The 18,841-nt window shown below is 24.4% G+C and carries 14 protein-coding genes and 1 other annotated feature; of the genes, 10 read left to right on the top strand and 4 right to left on the bottom strand.

Annotated features, from left to right (window positions below):
• Window positions 1–108: 108 nt before the first annotated feature.
• From AC07E4_RS10650 to AC07E4_RS10640, 3 genes are all read right to left on the bottom strand, one after another.
• The gene (locus AC07E4_RS10650; protein WP_040328790.1) at window positions 109–750 is read right to left on the bottom strand and encodes a hypothetical protein; all 642 of its coding nucleotides are present in this window, start codon (window positions 748–750) and stop codon (window positions 109–111) included.
• 306 nt (window positions 751–1,056) lie between these two features.
• Window positions 1,057–1,899: a DegV family protein gene (locus AC07E4_RS10645; RefSeq protein WP_430829323.1), complete on the bottom strand. Its 843-nt coding sequence runs from the start codon at window positions 1,897–1,899 to the stop codon at window positions 1,057–1,059.
• Window positions 1,900–2,445: 546 nt separating this feature from the next.
• Window positions 2,446–3,657 carry a 6-phosphofructokinase gene (locus AC07E4_RS10640; protein ID WP_040328793.1) on the bottom strand — a complete coding sequence of 404 codons (1,212 nt, stop codon included), beginning with the start codon at window positions 3,655–3,657 and terminating at the stop codon, window positions 2,446–2,448.
• Window positions 3,658–4,305: 648 nt separating this feature from the next.
• On the opposite strand from AC07E4_RS10640, the gene AC07E4_RS10635 reads away from it, so the two are divergent.
• The 10 genes from AC07E4_RS10635 to AC07E4_RS10590 all read left to right on the top strand — a co-directional run bounded on the left by AC07E4_RS10635 (window position 4,306) and on the right by AC07E4_RS10590 (window position 17,981).
• The gene (locus AC07E4_RS10635; RefSeq protein WP_478216363.1) at window positions 4,306–5,298 is read left to right on the top strand and encodes a WG repeat-containing protein; all 993 of its coding nucleotides are present in this window, start codon (window positions 4,306–4,308) and stop codon (window positions 5,296–5,298) included.
• 93 nt (window positions 5,299–5,391) lie between these two features.
• Complete coding sequence (locus tag AC07E4_RS10630) at window positions 5,392–6,327, top strand: dipeptidase (RefSeq protein WP_040328798.1); 936 nt, start codon at window positions 5,392–5,394, stop codon at window positions 6,325–6,327.
• Between the two features lie 326 nt (window positions 6,328–6,653).
• Window positions 6,654–8,900 (top strand): VIT and vWA domain-containing protein, encoded by a 2,247-nt coding sequence (locus tag AC07E4_RS10625; RefSeq protein WP_478216362.1) that lies wholly within the window; start codon window positions 6,654–6,656, stop codon window positions 8,898–8,900.
• Between the two features lie 133 nt (window positions 8,901–9,033).
• Window positions 9,034–9,277 (top strand) — a binding site (T-box leader).
• A gap of 96 nt (window positions 9,278–9,373) precedes the next feature.
• Complete coding sequence (locus AC07E4_RS10620; protein WP_478216361.1) at window positions 9,374–10,663, top strand: dicarboxylate/amino acid:cation symporter; 1,290 nt, start codon at window positions 9,374–9,376, stop codon at window positions 10,661–10,663.
• 229 nt (window positions 10,664–10,892) lie between these two features.
• Window positions 10,893–11,456: a GNAT family N-acetyltransferase gene (locus tag AC07E4_RS10615; RefSeq protein WP_040328804.1), complete on the top strand. Its 564-nt coding sequence runs from the start codon at window positions 10,893–10,895 to the stop codon at window positions 11,454–11,456.
• Window positions 11,457–11,743: 287 nt separating this feature from the next.
• On the top strand, window positions 11,744–12,646 hold the full coding sequence (locus AC07E4_RS10610) for a helix-turn-helix transcriptional regulator (RefSeq protein ID WP_478216360.1): 903 nt from the start codon (window positions 11,744–11,746) through the stop codon (window positions 12,644–12,646).
• A 101-nt stretch (window positions 12,647–12,747) separates the two neighbouring features.
• A complete protein-coding gene (locus AC07E4_RS10605; RefSeq protein WP_478216359.1) occupies window positions 12,748–12,981 on the top strand; it encodes a zinc ribbon domain-containing protein in 234 nt (77 codons plus the stop codon).
• 114 nt (window positions 12,982–13,095) lie between these two features.
• Complete coding sequence (locus AC07E4_RS10600) at window positions 13,096–14,127, top strand: GIY-YIG nuclease family protein (RefSeq protein WP_430829318.1); 1,032 nt, start codon at window positions 13,096–13,098, stop codon at window positions 14,125–14,127.
• A gap of 11 nt (window positions 14,128–14,138) precedes the next feature.
• A complete protein-coding gene (locus AC07E4_RS10595) occupies window positions 14,139–15,020 on the top strand; it encodes an SPL family radical SAM protein (protein WP_478216358.1) in 882 nt (293 codons plus the stop codon).
• Window positions 15,021–15,737: 717 nt separating this feature from the next.
• A complete protein-coding gene (locus AC07E4_RS10590; RefSeq protein WP_478216357.1) occupies window positions 15,738–17,981 on the top strand; it encodes an alpha/beta hydrolase family protein in 2,244 nt (747 codons plus the stop codon).
• A gap of 44 nt (window positions 17,982–18,025) precedes the next feature.
• Here the strand turns inward: AC07E4_RS10590 and AC07E4_RS10585 are convergent, their stop codons facing one another.
• Entirely contained in the window at window positions 18,026–18,742 is a 717-nt protein-coding gene (locus tag AC07E4_RS10585) for a nuclease-related domain-containing protein (protein ID WP_040328814.1), read from the bottom strand.
• Window positions 18,743–18,841 lie beyond the last annotated feature (99 nt).

Below are 18,841 nucleotides of genomic sequence, written 5' to 3'. Positions count from 1 at the left end.
TATTCAATGGTAAATGTTACATCACAAAAATCAGTAATTTATTATAGTGTTAGCACTTTGTAAACATAATAAAGAAAAGCTTAATGTTAAACACTAAGCTTTTTTCTATTAAATTTCTTCAATTACTTTAATTTCTAAATTACTACGTCTACAATCTAGAGGATTTAAATTTATGTGATGTATAGTTTCACATTCATTAGGTTTCATTATAAGTGCATCTAAATGAATTCTACCTTTTGGAGTATTTGCAATAACCATAATAACTCCATTTTTCTTATATTCAACCCAACTAAACTCTTCAGTTATAACATAGTTTAAATCTTCAGGAGAGATTAATGCTTTAGCATGTGGTTTGCCATATTTATCAGTTAAGATAATAGCAATAGTGTTCTCATCAACTTTCTCATATTGATTTTTTTGATTTCTTTCTACTATTTCTAAGTTGGATTTTCTATTATCTAACATATTTCCGTTAATATGTTTAACAGGAGTTTTTGGGTGAGTATTTAAAATAACAGTTTGAAGACTTTGTTTTAAAGGTTTAGATCCATTTAATGTGCTTATGTTTTGAATTGTATATGCATTGAAATCTTTATGCCATTCAGCAAACCAAGATCCCATGGATTGTATTCTTGTAACATCATCAGTATCTATTTGGAAAACTAATTCACTTCCATCTTTTTTTAAAGCAGTAACAGAAGCAATGTTTCCTTCAACATCGAATTTATTTTTGAAATTTTTATAATTCATTAAATATGTACCTTCTTTCATAAATATACATGAAAAGTATAACATAGTAATATAAAAAATGATACAAAAGGAAAATTTTCATTATTAATAAATTTATAAGTAAAATTATTAATAATGAAAATTAACAATTACAATTAACAAGGAAGGAGAAATTTTAAGTCTCAGTTTTTAAAAAATCATTTTTATAAAATCTCCAAAGTAATTGTTAATTGGTTTTCAATATAAATATAGTAATAAACCATAATATGGCTAATAGCATTTGATAAAAAGGTTAATTTAAGTTTGAGCTTGCAATCCTATATTATTTTATTGAATCCATGATAATCCAAAACTTCTTACCCCTGTATGAACACTTATAACAGGTGATAGCTCTTCTATTAAAATTGTATTTTCAGGATATATTTCTAGTAATTTTTCTTTTAGTTTTAATGCAAAATCATAACCATTTGCATGAGCAATAATAATTTTTGAATTTGCAGTTAAATGGTCATTATTTATTAGTTCAATTAGATTAGTATAAACTTTATTCATAGTTCTTACTTTACTTTTTAATAATATTTCACCTTCTTCAAAGCATAAAATCGGCTTTATATTTAGTAGTTTTCCAAAGGATGAAGAAGATAAAGATATTCTTCCAGTTCTGTGTAAATGAGATAAATCATCTACTACTAAATATATCTTTGAAGTGGATCTTATATTTTCAAGTTCTTTCAAAATATCTTCAATAGAATTTCCACTTTTTATTAAATCTAAAGATTTTAGTACCATTTGTTTTTGGATAGTTGATGTAAAAAGAGAATCAAAAACAAATATTTTATCATTTGAAATTTGATTTTTAACTATCATACCAGTTTGAAATGTACCACTTAGTTTAGAACTAATTGTAATATATATAATATAATCATAATTATCTATTATCTCTTCAAAAAGATTAACAACATCTCCAATAGATGGTTGTGAAGTAGTTGGAAGATTTGTACAGTCATTTAATTTAGAACAAAATTCGCTTGGTGTTATATCTATTCCATCTTTAAAAGATTTATCATCAATTGTTAGTTGTAGTGGTAGTAAATACAAATTGTCGTTACTTTCAAATAACTCTTTATCAATTACGGCAGTACTATCTACAACAACAGCTATTTTATGCATAAAGGTTACCTCCCCAAAATATTATTCATATTACAAAATGTATAATTATAATATGTATATAGTTATCATATAATATTGTAAAGTATGAAGTCAATAAGAGGAAATAGTGTTAAAAACAAGATAAAAGATACAAATGATTAATTTTAAAGATATAGAGAACCAAGTTCATCTTTAAAAATAGTACTTTCAAAATTTGTAGTTTAGCAATTGATAGTTATGGTTAAATGGAATTAATTTTAAAATATTTACTATTAAACAAGAGAAAGTATATTAATTACATTTATTATATGAGTATATTAGGTGTAATTAATTTTAGATATTTTTATTATTAATAAGATTAATTTAATGAAGGAGTTTAGAAAAATAATGAATGAAAATAATTATTAATAAAATAGATAATTTAAGCAAAAACCAAAGTTGTTTGATATAAATTGTAGATAATAAAGAATGAATTATAGTTATTGCTAGAAAAGGGCATGCTTTACTTAATACAAAATAGAAAAGACTATGAGAAATTTAAAAATAAAATTCTTCATAGTCTTTTAATTACCTTATAGAAACATATGATGGTAACCCATTTTCATATTGTATTTTAGGTTGGCCTAGTATAAGTGGAAGAACGTAGTTGTAAGCATCTTCAGTTACATTATTACCTTCTTCATTAATCCATTCTTTAGGGAAATATTTAACTTTATTAGCAACAAGTTCAGTATGAAGTGTAAAAATTTCTGATTTATATGGAGTAGTACTAGTTCTCTTTACAGCTACCATATGTCCACTTTCTATAGATTTAGAGTTTTCAAGAGCATATGCACCTAAATTATATGCTTCATCAATATCAGTTTGAGATGCATAGTGCATTGAACATCTTTGAAGAGTAGATAATTCTACAGCTCTTACCTTTTTTACTCCGCTATGCTTAAGTAAATTCTTAAGATAAGATGCAACTCCACCTAATTGAGCATGTCCAAATTTATCAGATCCAAAAGAATTCATTTCAGATACAAAGTTACCATCTTTATCTCTTAAACCTTCAGAAACAACTATTACAACTGTATTTTTTTGTTCTAACTTATTTTTTACATTTTCTAAAAATCTAACTTTATCAAAAGGTACTTCTGGAAGATAGATAAGGTCTACTACAGGTTTATTATCTATTCTAGCTACAACAGCACTAGCAGCAAGCCAACCAGTATCTCTTCCCATACTTTCTATTATAAATACATTTTTTGTATCATATACATTTGCATCTAAGCTATTCTCAAGAGCCGTAGTTGCAATGAATTTAGCAGCACTACCATAACCAGGAGTGTGATCCATTATAGCTAAGTCATTATCTATAGTTTTAGGTATTCCTATGAATTTTATAGGCGAGTTTAATTCCACACCAACTTTACTTAATTTTTTTACAGTGTCCATAGAATCATTTCCACCAATATAAAAGAATGTATCTATATGGTACTTTTTAAAAACTTCAAATAGTTTTAAATATTCATCTCTACAAATATCTATATCTTTTAATTTATATCTACAAGAGCCTAAGCCAGAAGCTGGTGTATATTTTAGTTTACTTACTATTTTAGGGTCCATTTTAGATAAGTTTGATAAATTTTCATTTAATATACCTTCTATACCATTAAGACCAGCATAAACATTATCAAAAATATTAAGTTCCAAATTTTTTTCGAAAACACCAATACAACTTGAGTTAATAACAGATGTTGGACCTCCAGATTGAGCAATTAGACAGTTTTTCATGTGCTTCCCCCCATATACTTTCACTAAAATTTTATTAAATAAAAACATTATATATATAAATAAGTAATATATTTTACTACATAATTGTTAATTAGGTTAATTAAATTAAAATATCCAAGAAAAAGTATATCATATAAAAATATATAATGCTACAAAAATATAATGTCAAAAACAAAAATATAGCATATATAAAAAATGGAAGATAAATTTTAGAAAGATAGAAAATAAACTACTAAAAGATATGATTATTCTACAAAGTTAAACAAATTATTATTATTATTAATGCTTTAAAATAGAAATTTTACTATAGAAATATAAATAATTTAATTCTATTTAATGCATAAAGTTTTTAAAATTATAATAAAGTATAAGTGAGAAAAGTTTTCATATTAAGCTATTGAAAATATATTAAATTATAATTAAAATTAAATAAAGATATATAATTATAGAAAGATTTGTATTTTAAAATTTAATTTTCTAATTTTAGAATTTAACTGATTATTAATTAGAAAATAGGATATATTAAAAAAAATGTAATTATTTAAGTTTCAAATGAGAGTGATGTTATTCTAAAAAAATAAAAAACTTTTAATTGAGAGTGTATATTAAATTAATTATAAGTGTAACTAAAGTAAAAGGAGATAGAATATGGATTGTAAATTATACCCTAAAGAAAATAATGGATTATATGGATTTGTAGATGAAGATGGAAATAAGATAATTGATTTTAATTTTGATTTTTGTGATGAATTTGAAGATAATATGGCACTAGTTGAACAAGATGGACTTTGTGGATTTATAAATAGAGAAGGGCAGTTTATTTTAGAGCCTAAATATGATGATATAAATTATTTTAATGAAGGTCTAGCAGTGGTAGAAGTTCATCATAAGTTTGGATACATAAATGAAGAGTGCAAGGAGATTATAAAAGTAAAATATGAAGAAGCAAAAGGGTTTACAGAGGGAAGGGCATCAGTAAAACTTTTAGGTAAATATGGATATATAGATAATACTGGAAAAGTTGCAATACCATTTAAGTTTGATGATGGAAGCCAATTTGAAGAGGGGTTAGCATTAGTAAGACTTAAAGATAAATTTGGGTATATAGATAAAGATGGAAATATAGTTATAGAATTTAAGTATGATTATGCTACTAGTTTCAGTGAAGGTTTAGCAGCAGTTGCTATAGGTGATAGATTCTTTTTTATAGATAAAAATGGAGATGTTGATTTTGAAAAGTATTTAGAGTTTGCAAATGAATTTAATGAAGGCTTAGCAGCTGTAAGCTATAATGATAAATATGGATTTATAAATAAAAAAGGTGAATTTATTATAGAATCTAAATATGATTGGTGTGATAATTTTAGTGGTGAATATGCACCAATATGTATTGATGATAAGTATGGATTTATAAATAAAGAAGGAAAAGAAGTAATTCCATGTATTTATGAAAATGTATTTGATTATAATGAAGAGTTATTTTCAGTACAAAAGGGAGAGTTATGGGGTTATGTCGATGAAGATAATAATACTGTAATACCTTTTAAATATGATGAAGTAGAAAATTTTTATGAAGGTGTAGCAAAAGTTATAATAGATGAACATGAATTTTATATAAAGAAAAATGGAGAAGCTATATAATAATTTTAAACTAAAAATTATTATTAAAATAATAAAATGTATTTTAAAAAGTTTTGATTACATAGTTTTATTGAGAATTATAGGGGTGATAACGTGATTTTTGATTTGCATTGTGACACTATAGATAGACTTATTAATAGTAAAGATAGACTAAAAAAGAACAACTTTAGTGTTGATGTAGAAAAACTTAAGAAAAGTAATGCAAATGCTCAAATATTTGCATTGTATGTATCACTTCAATTAGAAGAAGATCCACTAAAAAAATGTTTAAAGATGATAGATAGATTTTATAGTGAAATTGAACTTAATAAAGAAGATATAAAATTAGCTACAAATTATGATGAATTTATTAAAAATAAAAATGAAAATAAAATATCTGCATTTTTGTCTGTAGAAGAAGGTGGAACATTACAAGGAAACTTATATAATCTTAGAATATTAAATAAATTAGGGGTTAGAGTAATGACTTTAACTTGGAATATTGAGAATGAAATAGGTTATCCTAATATTAACCATGATTATATAGAAAAAGGTTTAAAAAAATTTGGATTTGAAGTTGTTAGTGAAATGAATAGACTAGGAATGATTATAGATATTTCTCATTTATCAGATAAAGGTGTTAAAGATGTATTAAATTATAGTAAAGCACCAGTGCTAGCTTCACATTCTAATGCTAGAGCTATTTGTAATCATAAGAGAAACTTAACTGATGAGATGATAAAAGGCATTGCTAAAAATGGTGGAGTTATAGGAATTAACTTTGAAAAAACTTTTTTGAGTGATAAGGATGTAGGAGCTGTTGAATATATAGTAAATCATATAAAGCATATTATAAATGTTGGTGGAGAAAACTGTGTTGGAATAGGTTCAGACTTTGATGGTATAAGTACTAAAAATTTAGAAATGCAAAATGTTGGAGAAATTTATAAATTGATAGATGGATTAAAAAAAGCTAATTTTACGGAAGATGTAATAGAAAAGATTATGTATAAAAATGCATTAAGATTAGTAAAAGATGTAATGATATAACTAAATTTAATGGCCAAATTAAAGTAAAGTAGTTTTGCTTTAATTTGGTTTTTTATTATATATAGTCAAAAATTTAACAAATATATAATACTTGAATGTAGTGAAATATTAGATATATATCAAAATGTATACAATTTATAGATAATTTTTTAAAAAAATAAAAATTTTTTAAAAATTATATTAACTTATCAGTAATTATTTGATAAAATTTATAATAAGTATAGTTTTATGATTAATGTAAATTTCTAATTGAAAATTAAAGGTTATAAGCAAGTGTTTTCTTAAATAGAATTTTATGAAAAGGCATTTCAAAGGAGAGATAATTTATGAAAAGTCCCAATTTAATATATGACAAAGAAAATAATATACTATTAAAAAAGACGGATGTAACAGGGTATGTGTGTGGAGAGTTTGTAGAGTTCTCTATTAATTATGTTTATGAAAACAAAGGTTCAAATGATGTTGAAGCAGTATTTACTTTCCCAATACCAGAAACAGCAGTATTATCTGGATTTGAAGCTAATATAGGTGGTAGAATTATAAAAACATCTATAGAGAGTAGAGATGAAGCTAATAATATTTGTGAAAAATTAAAAGAAGAAGGCACTAATTTATTACTTGAAGAAATTAATACAAATGATTTTAAAATATGCATAGGAAAAATTATTTCAGGTGAGAGCATAAATTTAAAAATATCTTACATTGAAGAGCTAGAATATGATGATGAAAGTTTAAAGCTTACTATACCACAAATTATAGAACCAATGAGCGTTAATAATAGTAAGAATTTAATAAATGAAAATGATTATAAATGTTATTTAAATTTATTAGTAGAACCATTTAATGAAGTAGAATTTGATAGTCCAACTCATAATATAGCTATAGAAAAAGGCGATGGATATATATATAAAGTATATTTTGATAAAGAAGAGTATTTAGACAGGGATTTGGTTATTTATATAACAGAAAAAGAACTTGAAGAAACTACAGGTATGATATATGAAAATGAAAAAGATGATAGCAATATACTGTATTTAAGATTTATACCTGACATAGAAGAAGAAGAGGAAGAATTATCACACAAGTATGAATTTTTAGTAGATATATCTGATTCTATGGAAGGAGATAAACTGTTACAAGCTAAGAATGCACTTCAAATTTGTCTTAGAAACCTTGAAAAAGGTGATAGTTTTAACATAATAGCTATGGGTGATAACCTTCATTGCTTTAATGACAGTGGCAAAGTTCCATATAATGAAGAAAATTTAATTAAGGCATCTAAATTTATAGATGAACTTGAATGTGAAGATGATGCTGTAATTTTTGAAGGATTAAAGTATGCATTTAGGAATGAAGAAAGTGGAAAAGAAAATACTATATTCTTATTTACTGATGATATAGTTGATGATGAAAAAGAAATATTAGATTATGTAGAAGCGGTTTGTGAAAATAGTAGAATATTCCCATTTGGAATTGATGCTTCTGTAAATACTTATTTTATAAATAAATTAGCTCAAGTAACTTATGGAAAAGCAGAATATATAAATGATAAAAATAAAATTGAAGATACAATATTAAGACAGTTTAACAAAATAAGGGGTCTTCAAATAACTGATATAAAATTAGATTTTGGAGATATGAATGTAGAAAAAACTTATCCAAGAACTATAGAGTATATGTATGATGGAGAGCCATTTTCAATATTTGCGAAAGTAAAAGGTAGTGCTGAAGGTGTTGTAACACTTACAGGTATGGTTGGAGATAGAAGAGTTCAAAGAAGAATTAATTTAAACAATCTAGAACTTGAAGAAAATGCAAATCTTATAGAAAAAGTTTGGTATAAAAAGAGATGTAAATCCATTGAAAATAGAATTAGATTTGAAAGAGGAGAAATTTATAACTCCATGAAGAATAAACTTATAGAATTATCTAAGGAAGTTGTAGTTTTAACATCTGAAACATCTTTTATTCTTATAGAAGAGGTTTATGATCCAGTTCTAAATATAGCATTTAAAAAATTCCTACCAGCAAATATAAAATATGAAGAAAGTGAATATAGTGATGATGTTTGTGGATTTTATTATAGGAACTTCTTAAATAAGGATTTTACTGGTGCAACAACAAAGGAAATGCTTAGGATACTAGCATCTCACCAATATGCTAGCGGAGCATTTTCAAATTCAATGGTAGATAGTGAAGATGAAAAACTATTATGCACAACTAAATCATTTTTAGCATTTACTATGATTAAAGAAGATATAAATATTTATAAAAAATTATTAAATAAATCATTAAGCTATATAAAAGATGCTATAGGTGATGACTTTGAAAGTTATGATGATGAAATTTTATCTTTATCATATTTAGCATTAGAGCAAGGAATCAGAAAAAACATTATAAAAAATGATAAAAAAGATTTAATAAAAAAATATAAAGAGGATATTGAAGAAGTATTAAGAAATAGAAATGTATCCATAGAATCAATAAAAGAAAATCTTAAAAAGGAAGCTATGGAAAACTCTGAAGATAGCAATACATTAGAAAGTCTTGTTAATAAATTAATAAGTCAATAATTTTTGAGTTTAAGAGGGGAGTATGTTTAATTTAAATGTGCTCCTTTTATTTTCATAAAATTACCAAGAGAAAAATTATTGACAGATAAAAATTATCAAAGTATAATAAGTTTTAATTTCAGATACTATTAATATAAACATGTTGAATAGGAAAAGTAAATTAATGTATTCATTACAGAGAAAAGTTTTTAAGCTGAGAGAACTTATGAAGAAATTAATTGAAGTGCCCCTAGGAGTGGAAAGACCGAATATTTAGTAGGTTTTTACGTGTTCTCACGTTATAGAGATAAGGTATTATAATGTACCTGATTAAAGATGAGTATAAAATTTATACTTAATTAGAGTGGAACCGCGGAAGTATACCTTCTGCCTCTGAATTTTCAGAGGCAGAAGGTTTTTTTATTTTTAATCTTTTAACTTGGCCAAGGGAAAAAGAAAAAGTATTTCAGTAATTAATTTTAAGGAGGAGAAAAATGAGTTTATTTATAGCAATGATTGTTTCAATAATAGTTTTGAGTATTTTATATGTTTTAAAAAAGAAAAGAGTTAATTTCCCTTTAAGAGTTTTAATAGCATTAATATTAGGATTATTTACAGGGATGGTATTTAAAGAAAGTGTACAACCTATAGGTTATATAGGTGTAATATATACATCGCTTATCAAGATGATAGTAATTCCACTTGTTATGGTGTCATTAATTAAAAGTATAGGAAGTTTAGATGATACGGACAAATTGAAAAGTATAGGGATAAAAACAATAGGGTTGTTACTATTTACTACAGCAATAGCAACTTTAGTAGGAATTTTAGTAGGAAATATATTTAATGTAGGAACTGGAATAAGTTTTAATATTCAAGAAGGATTTCAAGCAAGAAGCATACCTGATTTTAGTAAAGTACTTAATGATATGATGCCAGTAAACCCAGTAGGTGCAATGGCAGATGGAAAGATAATACCTGTTATTATATTTTCAATGTTTATATCAATAGCAATGATTATAGAAAAGAAAAAGAACTATGACAAAATTAAGATATTTATAAAGTTTATAGATTCATTAAATGTAATCTTAATAAGAATAACTAAGATTGTATTGAAGTTTACACCTTATGGAGTATTTGCATTAATGACAACAGTTGGAGCAGAAAATGGGATTGCAACATTATTACCATTAATATCTATGATTTTAGCAGTATATGTTGCATGCTTAATACAAATTCTTATAGTATATAGTGTTTTAATAATAGTTATAACTAAAAAAAATCCATTTAAATTTTTCAAAGATATATATCCAGCACAAGTGGTTGCATTTACTACTCAAAGTAGTTATGGAACATTACCAGTTACAATTGATAGTTTAGTAAAAAGAGCAAATGTATCAGAGGAAATAGCAAGTTTTGTAGCACCAATTGGATCAACTATAGGAATGAATGGTTGTGGAGGTATATATCCAGCTATTGTTGCAATATTTGTAGCTAATGTATTTAATATAGATCTTACGATGATGCATTATATATTATTAATATTAACTACAGTTATAGGTTCTATAGGAATTGCAGGAGTTCCTGGTGCTGCAACTATATCAGCTACTTTAGTATTATCGAGTTTAGGACTTCCATTAGAAGGATTAGCTATGGTACTAGGAATAGATGCAATAATTGACATGATAAGAACTATGACAAATGTAACAGGGTCCTCAGTTGTAGCATTATTAGTTGATAAAATTACAATTCAAAGAAAAAATTATTCAAAAGATTTATTGTAAGTGGTTTAATTTAAATATCAAATAAGAATAATGTTGTTCAAAGAAACAGCAAAGATAAAAATAGTATAAAGAATAAAAAACTATTGTCACAATTTTATACATATCATATTGATATAAAATTAAATGTGGGGAAGTAATTTATGTATGACTATTCTAAATATTTGAAAATAAATGACAATATACTATATAATTATATAAAAGTTATATACAAAGATGGGGGTATACAATAATGAGTAATATTAATCCATTTGATAAGTGTCCAGTTTATGAAACTAATAACTTAATATTCAGAAAAGTTGAAGAGAAAGATGCAATAGACTTATTTCAGTGCTATTCAGATCCAATTACTAAAAAACGTATGAACAATGATAATTGTGGTGGTGTGTGGGATACACACAATATTGACGCTGTAATAAATGGTATTAAAGGATGGAAGCGAGAATTTAACGATAGATTTTATATAAGGTGGAGTATTAATCATAAGCAGACCAATAAGATAGTAGGGACTATCGAAATAGCACCTGTTCCTAATACAACAAGATTTTTAGATGGTACTTGTCAGACTGGTATATTAAGAATAGATATTATTTCATCCCTTGAAAATAAAATAGTTTTATCTGAAATTTTAACAATGGTTTCTGATAAATTTTATTCAGACTTTGATATTAAAAATATCATCATTAAAGCAACTAAAGACGATAAAGAAAGAGTTTCAGCCTTGGAAAACAATGGTTTTGATAAATTAAAAGACAGTACTTTTCCTTATAGAGATTATTATGTAAAAAGAAAATAATACAGTATGAGTTATATATACTTTATCTAATGACACATAATTTTTAATATACAAATTTAGGGAACTCATTTCAGAGTTCCCTAAAATATGGTTCAATATTAATACTTTTCTTAAACACAGCCTAAAAATTAAACTTGAAACCTTATATATCATAAATTTTAAATGGTAAGTGAGTTTTATTTTAAAAATTTTAGGTTTAACTCTAGTGAGATTTAATATATTAAACAATGATTAAAAACTATAGTGAAGTTTAAAATAGATGTGGTAACATTAATATAGGTGATGTTATGAAAATAAATAGATTAATAGAAATTATTATAATCCTTTTAAATAAGGATGTTGTTACAGCTAAGGAGCTGTCTTATAAATTCAATGTATCTATAAGAACTATATATAGAGATATAGAAGAGTTATCTTTATCGGGGGTCCCTATATTTACGAATAAAGGTAATGGTGGGGGGATTTCATTATTAGAAGATTATACTTTTAACAAGGCAATAATATCGGAGAAAGATAAAGAAGGTTTAGTATTAGCACTTAAAACACTACAAGCTACAAAATATCCTGAAATAGATAATACATTAAATAAGTTAGGGTCAACTTTTAAAAAGTTTAATATGGAAGATTGGATTGAAGTAGATTTTTCATATTGGGGTGATTTGAAGCTAGATAATAGATTTGATGATATAAAGATAGCTATATTAGAAAGAAAATTGATTAGTTTTAGATACGTAAATTCAAATGGTATTAGTATAAATAGAACAGTTGAGCCACATAAACTTATATTTAAAAGTAAGGAATGGTATTTATGGGGATTTTGTAAAGTACGAAATGACTTTAGAATATTTAAGATTAATAGAATTAAAAACTTAGAATTAAGTAATAAATCATTTGTAAGAAGAAATAATTCATTAAAAATTGATGATAGAAAAAATGTAAAATTAGATGTAGTAAATTTAAAATTGAGGTTTAATGCAGATGTATTATATAAGATTTATGATTTTTACGAAGAAGAAAATATTAAAAAAAATGATGATGGAACATATGATGTAAGTGTAAGTTATCCTAAGGGACAGTGGGTTTATGATCATATATTGTCTTATGGTTCAAGTGTAAAAGTATTAGAACCTAATTATATTAAAGAAGAAATAGTTAATATTTTGAATAAAACATTGGAACTTTATAAATAAAAATTTTTAATATGACATACATATGTCAAGTATGCTTTGATAAGATAATCATGAAATAAAAAAATATTAGGATATGAACCTAATTTTAAGGAGTGTATAATATGGAATTTTGTCAAAGTTGTGGTATGCCATTAGTTAATGAAAGTGAAATTAGTGATAATAAGGAATACTGTATTTATTGTTATGAAAATGGACAGTTTAAAGCAGATATAACAGTAGAACAAATGATAGAAGCATGTGTTTCACATTTAATGAATGCACACAAGGAGTTAAGTGAAGAAGAAGCTAGAGAAAATTTGAAAAAGTTTTTGCCAACATTAAAAAGATGGAATTAGGCTACAATTAAAACATATAATTTGGTAATAAAATTATATTTACAATGCTAGTTAAATCAATTAAAGTATAGTTGATTTAACTAGTATAAAATTAATTTTATTAAGGGTGATTGTATGCTTAAAGATAAAGCTAAAAATTTAAAAGAAATACCAGGAATTTATTTAATGAAAGATAGCTCAGATCTTGTTATTTATGTAGGAAAATCTAAAAATTTAAAAAGTAGGGTTTCAAGCTATTTTGGAAATAGAAATAATAGAAGTAGTAAAGTAGAAAAACTTATTAAGAATATAAAAGATTTTGAATATATATATACAGATACTGAACTTGAGGCATTACTTTTAGAAAAGGACATGATTGATAGATATAAACCTACTTATAATAGGTTATTAAAAAATGTTGAAAGATATCCTTATGTATGTGTTACTTTAAATGAGGATTATCCTAAAGTTATAACTACATATGAAAAAAGTGAAGATAAAAATATATACTTTGGACCATTTACAAATCATAATTTAACTGTAGATGCAGTAAATAGTATAAATTACATTTTAAAATTAAGGACGTGTAATATAATACCTAAATCAAGTTGTTTACATTACAATTTAAAGAATTGTTTGGGAATATGTATAAGAGAAGATTTAAAAACAATTTATAATGAAAAAATACGTATTTTAATAAATTATTTATCTTTAAAAGATGAGAAGTTGTTAAAGATAATTGAGGATGAAATGAATGAATCAGCTCTAAACTTAGATTTTGAAAAAGCTATAATGTGTAGAGAAAATATAAAAAGTATAAGATATTTAAAAAGAGAAATTGAAAATTTAAATAGATATAAAAATGTAAAATTATTAGTTGTGGAACCTTTAAAAAATGAGAACATTAAATTATTTTGTATATATAATTCAATTTTATATAGTGAAGTTTTAAATTTAAATGATATAAATATAGATTTTTTAAGTAAAGTTATAATGTCAGTATTTAATAAAGAAAATGATTTTCAATATGAAATAGATAAGATAGAAATTGATAATGTACTTATAATTAATAATTATTTAAAAAGTAATAAAGTTAAAATTTTAAAAATAGAAAATAAAAGTGAAAATGAAATAAATAAATTTTTAAGAAATATAAAAAGTGAATAGGTGAGAAAGCTATGAGAAGTATACCCACTAAGACCATGATTATAAAAAATAGTAATCCTAGGTCATGGTTTGGAACTGATTATACAATGAATATTTATAAAGGTTGCTGTCATGGGTGTATTTATTGTGATTCTAGAAGTAACTGCTATGGTATAGAGAATTTTGATGAAGTTAGAATAAAGGAAAATTCATTAGATATTATAGAAAGAGAATTATTAAGAAAAAGAAATAAAGGGGTTATAGGAACAGGTTCAATGAGTGATCCATATAATCTTTTTGAAAAAAAACTCAACTTAACTAGAGAAGCATTAAAAATTTTAGATAAAAATGAATTTGGAGTTTCTATAGCAACTAAGAGTAATTTAATCTTGAGAGATATTGATATATTAAAAAAAATAAATTCTCATTCAGAAGTTTGTACTAAAATTACAATAACTACATTCGATGATGAATTAGGAAAAATAATAGAACCACATGTGCCTAAAACATCAGAAAGATTTAAAGTAATAGAGGAATTATCTAAGAATGGTATATATACTGGTATACTTTTAATGCCAATATTACCTTTTATAAATGATAGTGAAGAAAATATTATAAATATAATTGAAAGGGCAAAGGACTGTGGTGTAAAGTTTATATATCCTAATTTTGGAGTAACTTTAAGACAGAATCAAAGAGAATATTTTTATAATAGATTAGATGAAAACTTTAAAGGATTAAGGAAAAAGTATATAGAAAGATTTGGAGAGAGATATTACTATCCATCTCCTAATATAAAAAATATACAAAGAATTTTTAAAAATTATTGTGAAAAATATAATATAAAATACAATATGGAAGATATAATAAATGACTATAAACATTCTAAGATAGAACAATTAAAATTATTTTAAATCATTTATTAAAGAATATAAAACTTAAATTTAAATGACATAATAAAAAAATATAGGTATAATAAAATATAGTAACTAAAATTATTTTAAGATATATCAAAATGGTATATCTTTTTTGTAATGCTAATGGGTGTTTATTTATAGGAATATAAGTTGAAAAATGAAATTATTTGTAGAACAACTTGATTAAACATTATATAAAAACATAGTTTTTATGTATTTCCATTTTAAATATTAGGAATGAAATAAGTAATATTAACCATAACTATTCACTTTTCACTCTTAGTGCTTAATTGGTTTCAATCATGATATCAGAATAAACTGTAAGATTAGTAGTGTCATTTGATAAAGCTATTATTTTGAATTTAAGCTTGAAACCCTATAATATAAGTATATGTAAATTTACATGGTATTAATGGTAAAAATAATTAGATGATTTTAATTAAATAAAATGGTACAATTATAAAAAATCATATAAAACACATATAAAAAAATTAATATATATTTTAAATAACATACCGAAAATAGAAGTGCATTAATAATTCTAGTAAAAAAAGTTCAACAACATAACAATCAAAAGTTTAAAAATTAAAAAGTAAAGTTTGGTGATAGTTTAAATACTGCATTAGTGGACAAACCTTAAAAAGTATATATGATGAATTAACATAAGGTATGCACGCTAAATAAACTTTATAGTATTAAAAAAGTGAGGTACAAATGTTAGAAAAAATAAAACAATATTTAAAAAAATGTTCAAAAGAGAACTTAAAGATAGGATTTAAAAAATATTTTAAAAGTCTTTGTTCTGGGCCATTTGTTGGAGCTAAATATATATTTCCTATATTTATTTCAATTTTAATAGGTATTGTTGGTGCAGATGTTGGTACAGGATTACCAAGGATAGTAGATTTTTTAATATTTTCTATTATAGGTTTTTTAATTTTAACTGCTGTTACATTAGGAACGCAAATAGTAATTTTCTTTTTAAGAAAATTTAGCATAACTACATTATCTTTCATTATAAGTTTCTTTATTATTTCTATGTATTTTGTAACAGAAGTTTTTGTAGAAGCTTCAGATTTAATTCAAGTTAGTATAGCACTTTCGTTTACTATTGTAGAGGTTGCATTCTTTACAACATTATGGGCAACTGTAAAACGAAAGAAAAATAAAGTTGTATCTATAATACTTACAATAACATTATGTGCTAATGCTATTATGGGAATGTGGGTATTTAGCGAAGGAAAAGATGAAGGCTTTATAGAAAAGTATTTAGCTTTAGATAAAGAAACTATAAATCAAGGTGATGGAGAAAAATCTATTGCTAGTTTAGCTTTAGAAGAAGGAAAGTTTAAAGTAAACAAACTAACTTATGGAGTAAATGAAGATGATGAATTAAAAACAAGATCTGTAGATCTTTCATCATATATTGGTGGATACAACGGTTTAAATGGCAAATTAAGAACATTATATTGGGGATTTGATGAATATGATATGCCCATTGATGGAACGGTTTGGTATCCAGAAGGACAAGGCCCATTTCCATTAGTTATTATTGTCCATGGAAATCATACAATGGTTGAACCATCAGATGAAGGATATGAATATTTAGGAGAACATTTAGCAAGTAAAGGATACATAGTTGCATCAGCAAATGAAAACTTTTTAAATTTCTATATTGACTCCGGATTGAGTGGTGAAAATGATGCCCGTGCAGTTATGTTACTTAATCATGTTGGACAATTTGAAGATTTTAACAATAATAAATCTACAGATCTTTATAAAAAGGTAGATTTAGATAATGTTTCACTTGTTGGTCATTCAAGAGGAGGAGAGGCTGTAGCATTAGCTGCTCAATTTAATAAATTAGATTATTATCCAGATAATGCTTCAATAAAATTTGATTTTAACTACAATATAAAATCTATTTTTGCTGTAGCACCTACATATAATCAATATAAGCCAGCACAAACTCCAAACAAATTAGAAGACATAAACTATTTTGTTATGCAAGGAGCTAATGACCAAGATGTAACCACGTTTCAAGGTATAGAGCAATATAATAATACTAGTTTTACAGGAGATGGAGACTATTTTAAAGGTTATTTATATGTATATGGAGCTAACCATGGTCAGTTTAATAGTGAATGGGGTAGAGAAGATCTTAGTAAACCGAGAGGATGGTTTTTAAATAAGAAATCTCTTATAGATGAAAAAGAACAGAAAAAAATATTAAAAGCTTATTTAACAGCATTTTTAGAAACTACATTAAAAGGTAAGGATGAATATAGAGAAATATTAAAAAACTATAGAGAATCTATTGAAGATTTACCTAGAACAGTATATATGAATGGATATGAAGATAGTAGCTTTAAAACTATTGCAAATTATAGTGAAGATGTAGATGTAACTACAACTACATTAAAAGGTGGAAAAGCTGTAGCTAAGAATGTAGATAAATGGAGAGAAAAAGTATTAGAGGATAGAGATTACGATTTAACAGATAACAGTGTTGTACAATTAAGATGGATAAGTAGTATTAATGGAAACTATGAAATTGATTTAAGAAATGTTACAAATTTCTCTAATGATATAGATGAAAATTCCATGTTACAATTTTCAGTAGGTAGAATTGACGATGATTATGTATTAGACAATGAATTTAATGAAACGGATTTTTCAGTTGTTATACAAGATAAACAAGGAAATAAAGCTAAAGTTAAAGTAGGTGATTATTATACTTTATATCCTCCATTTAAAGTTAATCTTTATAAAGGAGATATTTTAAGAGGAGAAGCAAGTATAGAACATCACATGCAAACTGTAAGATTATCTATGAAAGAGTTTTTAAAAGATAATCCAAAGCTTAATACTAATAGTATAGGAAGTATTAAGTTTTTATTTGATCAAAGTCCTAAGGGAGATATAGTTCTTGATAATATAGGAATAGATAAAAAGTAAAATTAAAAGAGCTTCAAGCTTAATAAACTTGAGGCTCTTTTTTTCTATAAAAGTTTTTTTAGAGATTTATATGTTCTTTGATATTGTTTATCACTTAATTGAATAGTATTTTCAAAATCATGTATGTAATTTACAAAATCGTAACCACCATTTGTTTTAGCTGAAAAAATTTTAATAGAATTTGTTTTTATATTAACATTTGCAGTTATATTATTAAAAAGAATTACACCACTGCATTTAATTCTAACTTGACGATTTTTAAGTATTTTATTTACTTTATTACAATAAGATGTAACAGTATTACAGCTATTTGAAATATTATGACTAAAATCATCATTGGTATAGTATTTTTTTGAAATTTTAAGCTCAGAATCATCTTCATTTCCTCTAATAAAGCCACAATATTCATTAGAAGATACAATAAAAATCCCTTTTTTATGAAGTATTATAGAAAATATTTCTTCATTCTTTTTACGTGGTAAAAGTTTAGTGTCAAAAAATATAGTATAATCATCATCAAGTTTTTTAAAAATCAATAATGTAGCATTTTCATTTTTTATAGATATATTAATTTTTTTTATGTATAAAATTGAAAAATAAATTAAAAATATAAAAATTAAAGAAAAGCTATAAAAAGTTGAATTATAATTGAATCCAAAATAAAAAGATAAATAAATTCCTATAGATGAAATTGTACTAATAGTTATAGCTAAAAATTTTTTATTTTTAAATCTATTATGTTTACGTAAAATAACTGACATTAAATATTCCTTTCTTTAAATAAATTTTATAAATATACACATATTATTATAGATAAAATTAAAATAAATAACAAGTTTCGACAAAAAATAAATAAGTAT

The organism is Clostridium amazonense (assembly GCF_056431285.1).
Note: the sequence above shows the minus strand (reverse complement) of the source record. Positions and strands in the feature narration are given on the sequence as shown.

Bases quoted from the DNA above. Each gene is read 5' to 3' on its own strand.
- AC07E4_RS10615 (WP_040328804.1), top strand. From the start codon at position 10,893: ATGAGTAATATTAATCCATTTGATAAGTGTCCAGTTTATGAAACTAAT.
- AC07E4_RS10600 (WP_430829318.1), top strand. From the start codon at position 13,096: ATGCTTAAAGATAAAGCTAAAAATTTAAAAGAAATACCAGGAATTTAT.
- AC07E4_RS10595 (WP_478216358.1), top strand. From the start codon at position 14,139: ATGAGAAGTATACCCACTAAGACCATGATTATAAAAAATAGTAATCCT.
- AC07E4_RS10620 (WP_478216361.1), top strand. From the start codon at position 9,374: ATGAGTTTATTTATAGCAATGATTGTTTCAATAATAGTTTTGAGTATT.
- AC07E4_RS10645 (WP_430829323.1), bottom strand. From the start codon at position 1,899: ATGCATAAAATAGCTGTTGTTGTAGATAGTACTGCCGTAATTGATAAA.
- AC07E4_RS10625 (WP_478216362.1), top strand. From the start codon at position 6,654: ATGAAAAGTCCCAATTTAATATATGACAAAGAAAATAATATACTATTA.
- AC07E4_RS10605 (WP_478216359.1), top strand. From the start codon at position 12,748: ATGGAATTTTGTCAAAGTTGTGGTATGCCATTAGTTAATGAAAGTGAA.
- AC07E4_RS10650 (WP_040328790.1), bottom strand. From the start codon at position 750: ATGAATTATAAAAATTTCAAAAATAAATTCGATGTTGAAGGAAACATT.
- AC07E4_RS10585 (WP_040328814.1), bottom strand. From the start codon at position 18,742: ATGTCAGTTATTTTACGTAAACATAATAGATTTAAAAATAAAAAATTT.
- AC07E4_RS10590 (WP_478216357.1), top strand. From the start codon at position 15,738: ATGTTAGAAAAAATAAAACAATATTTAAAAAAATGTTCAAAAGAGAAC.
- AC07E4_RS10640 (WP_040328793.1), bottom strand. From the start codon at position 3,657: ATGAAAAACTGTCTAATTGCTCAATCTGGAGGTCCAACATCTGTTATT.
- AC07E4_RS10610 (WP_478216360.1), top strand. From the start codon at position 11,744: ATGAAAATAAATAGATTAATAGAAATTATTATAATCCTTTTAAATAAG.
- AC07E4_RS10635 (WP_478216363.1), top strand. From the start codon at position 4,306: ATGGATTGTAAATTATACCCTAAAGAAAATAATGGATTATATGGATTT.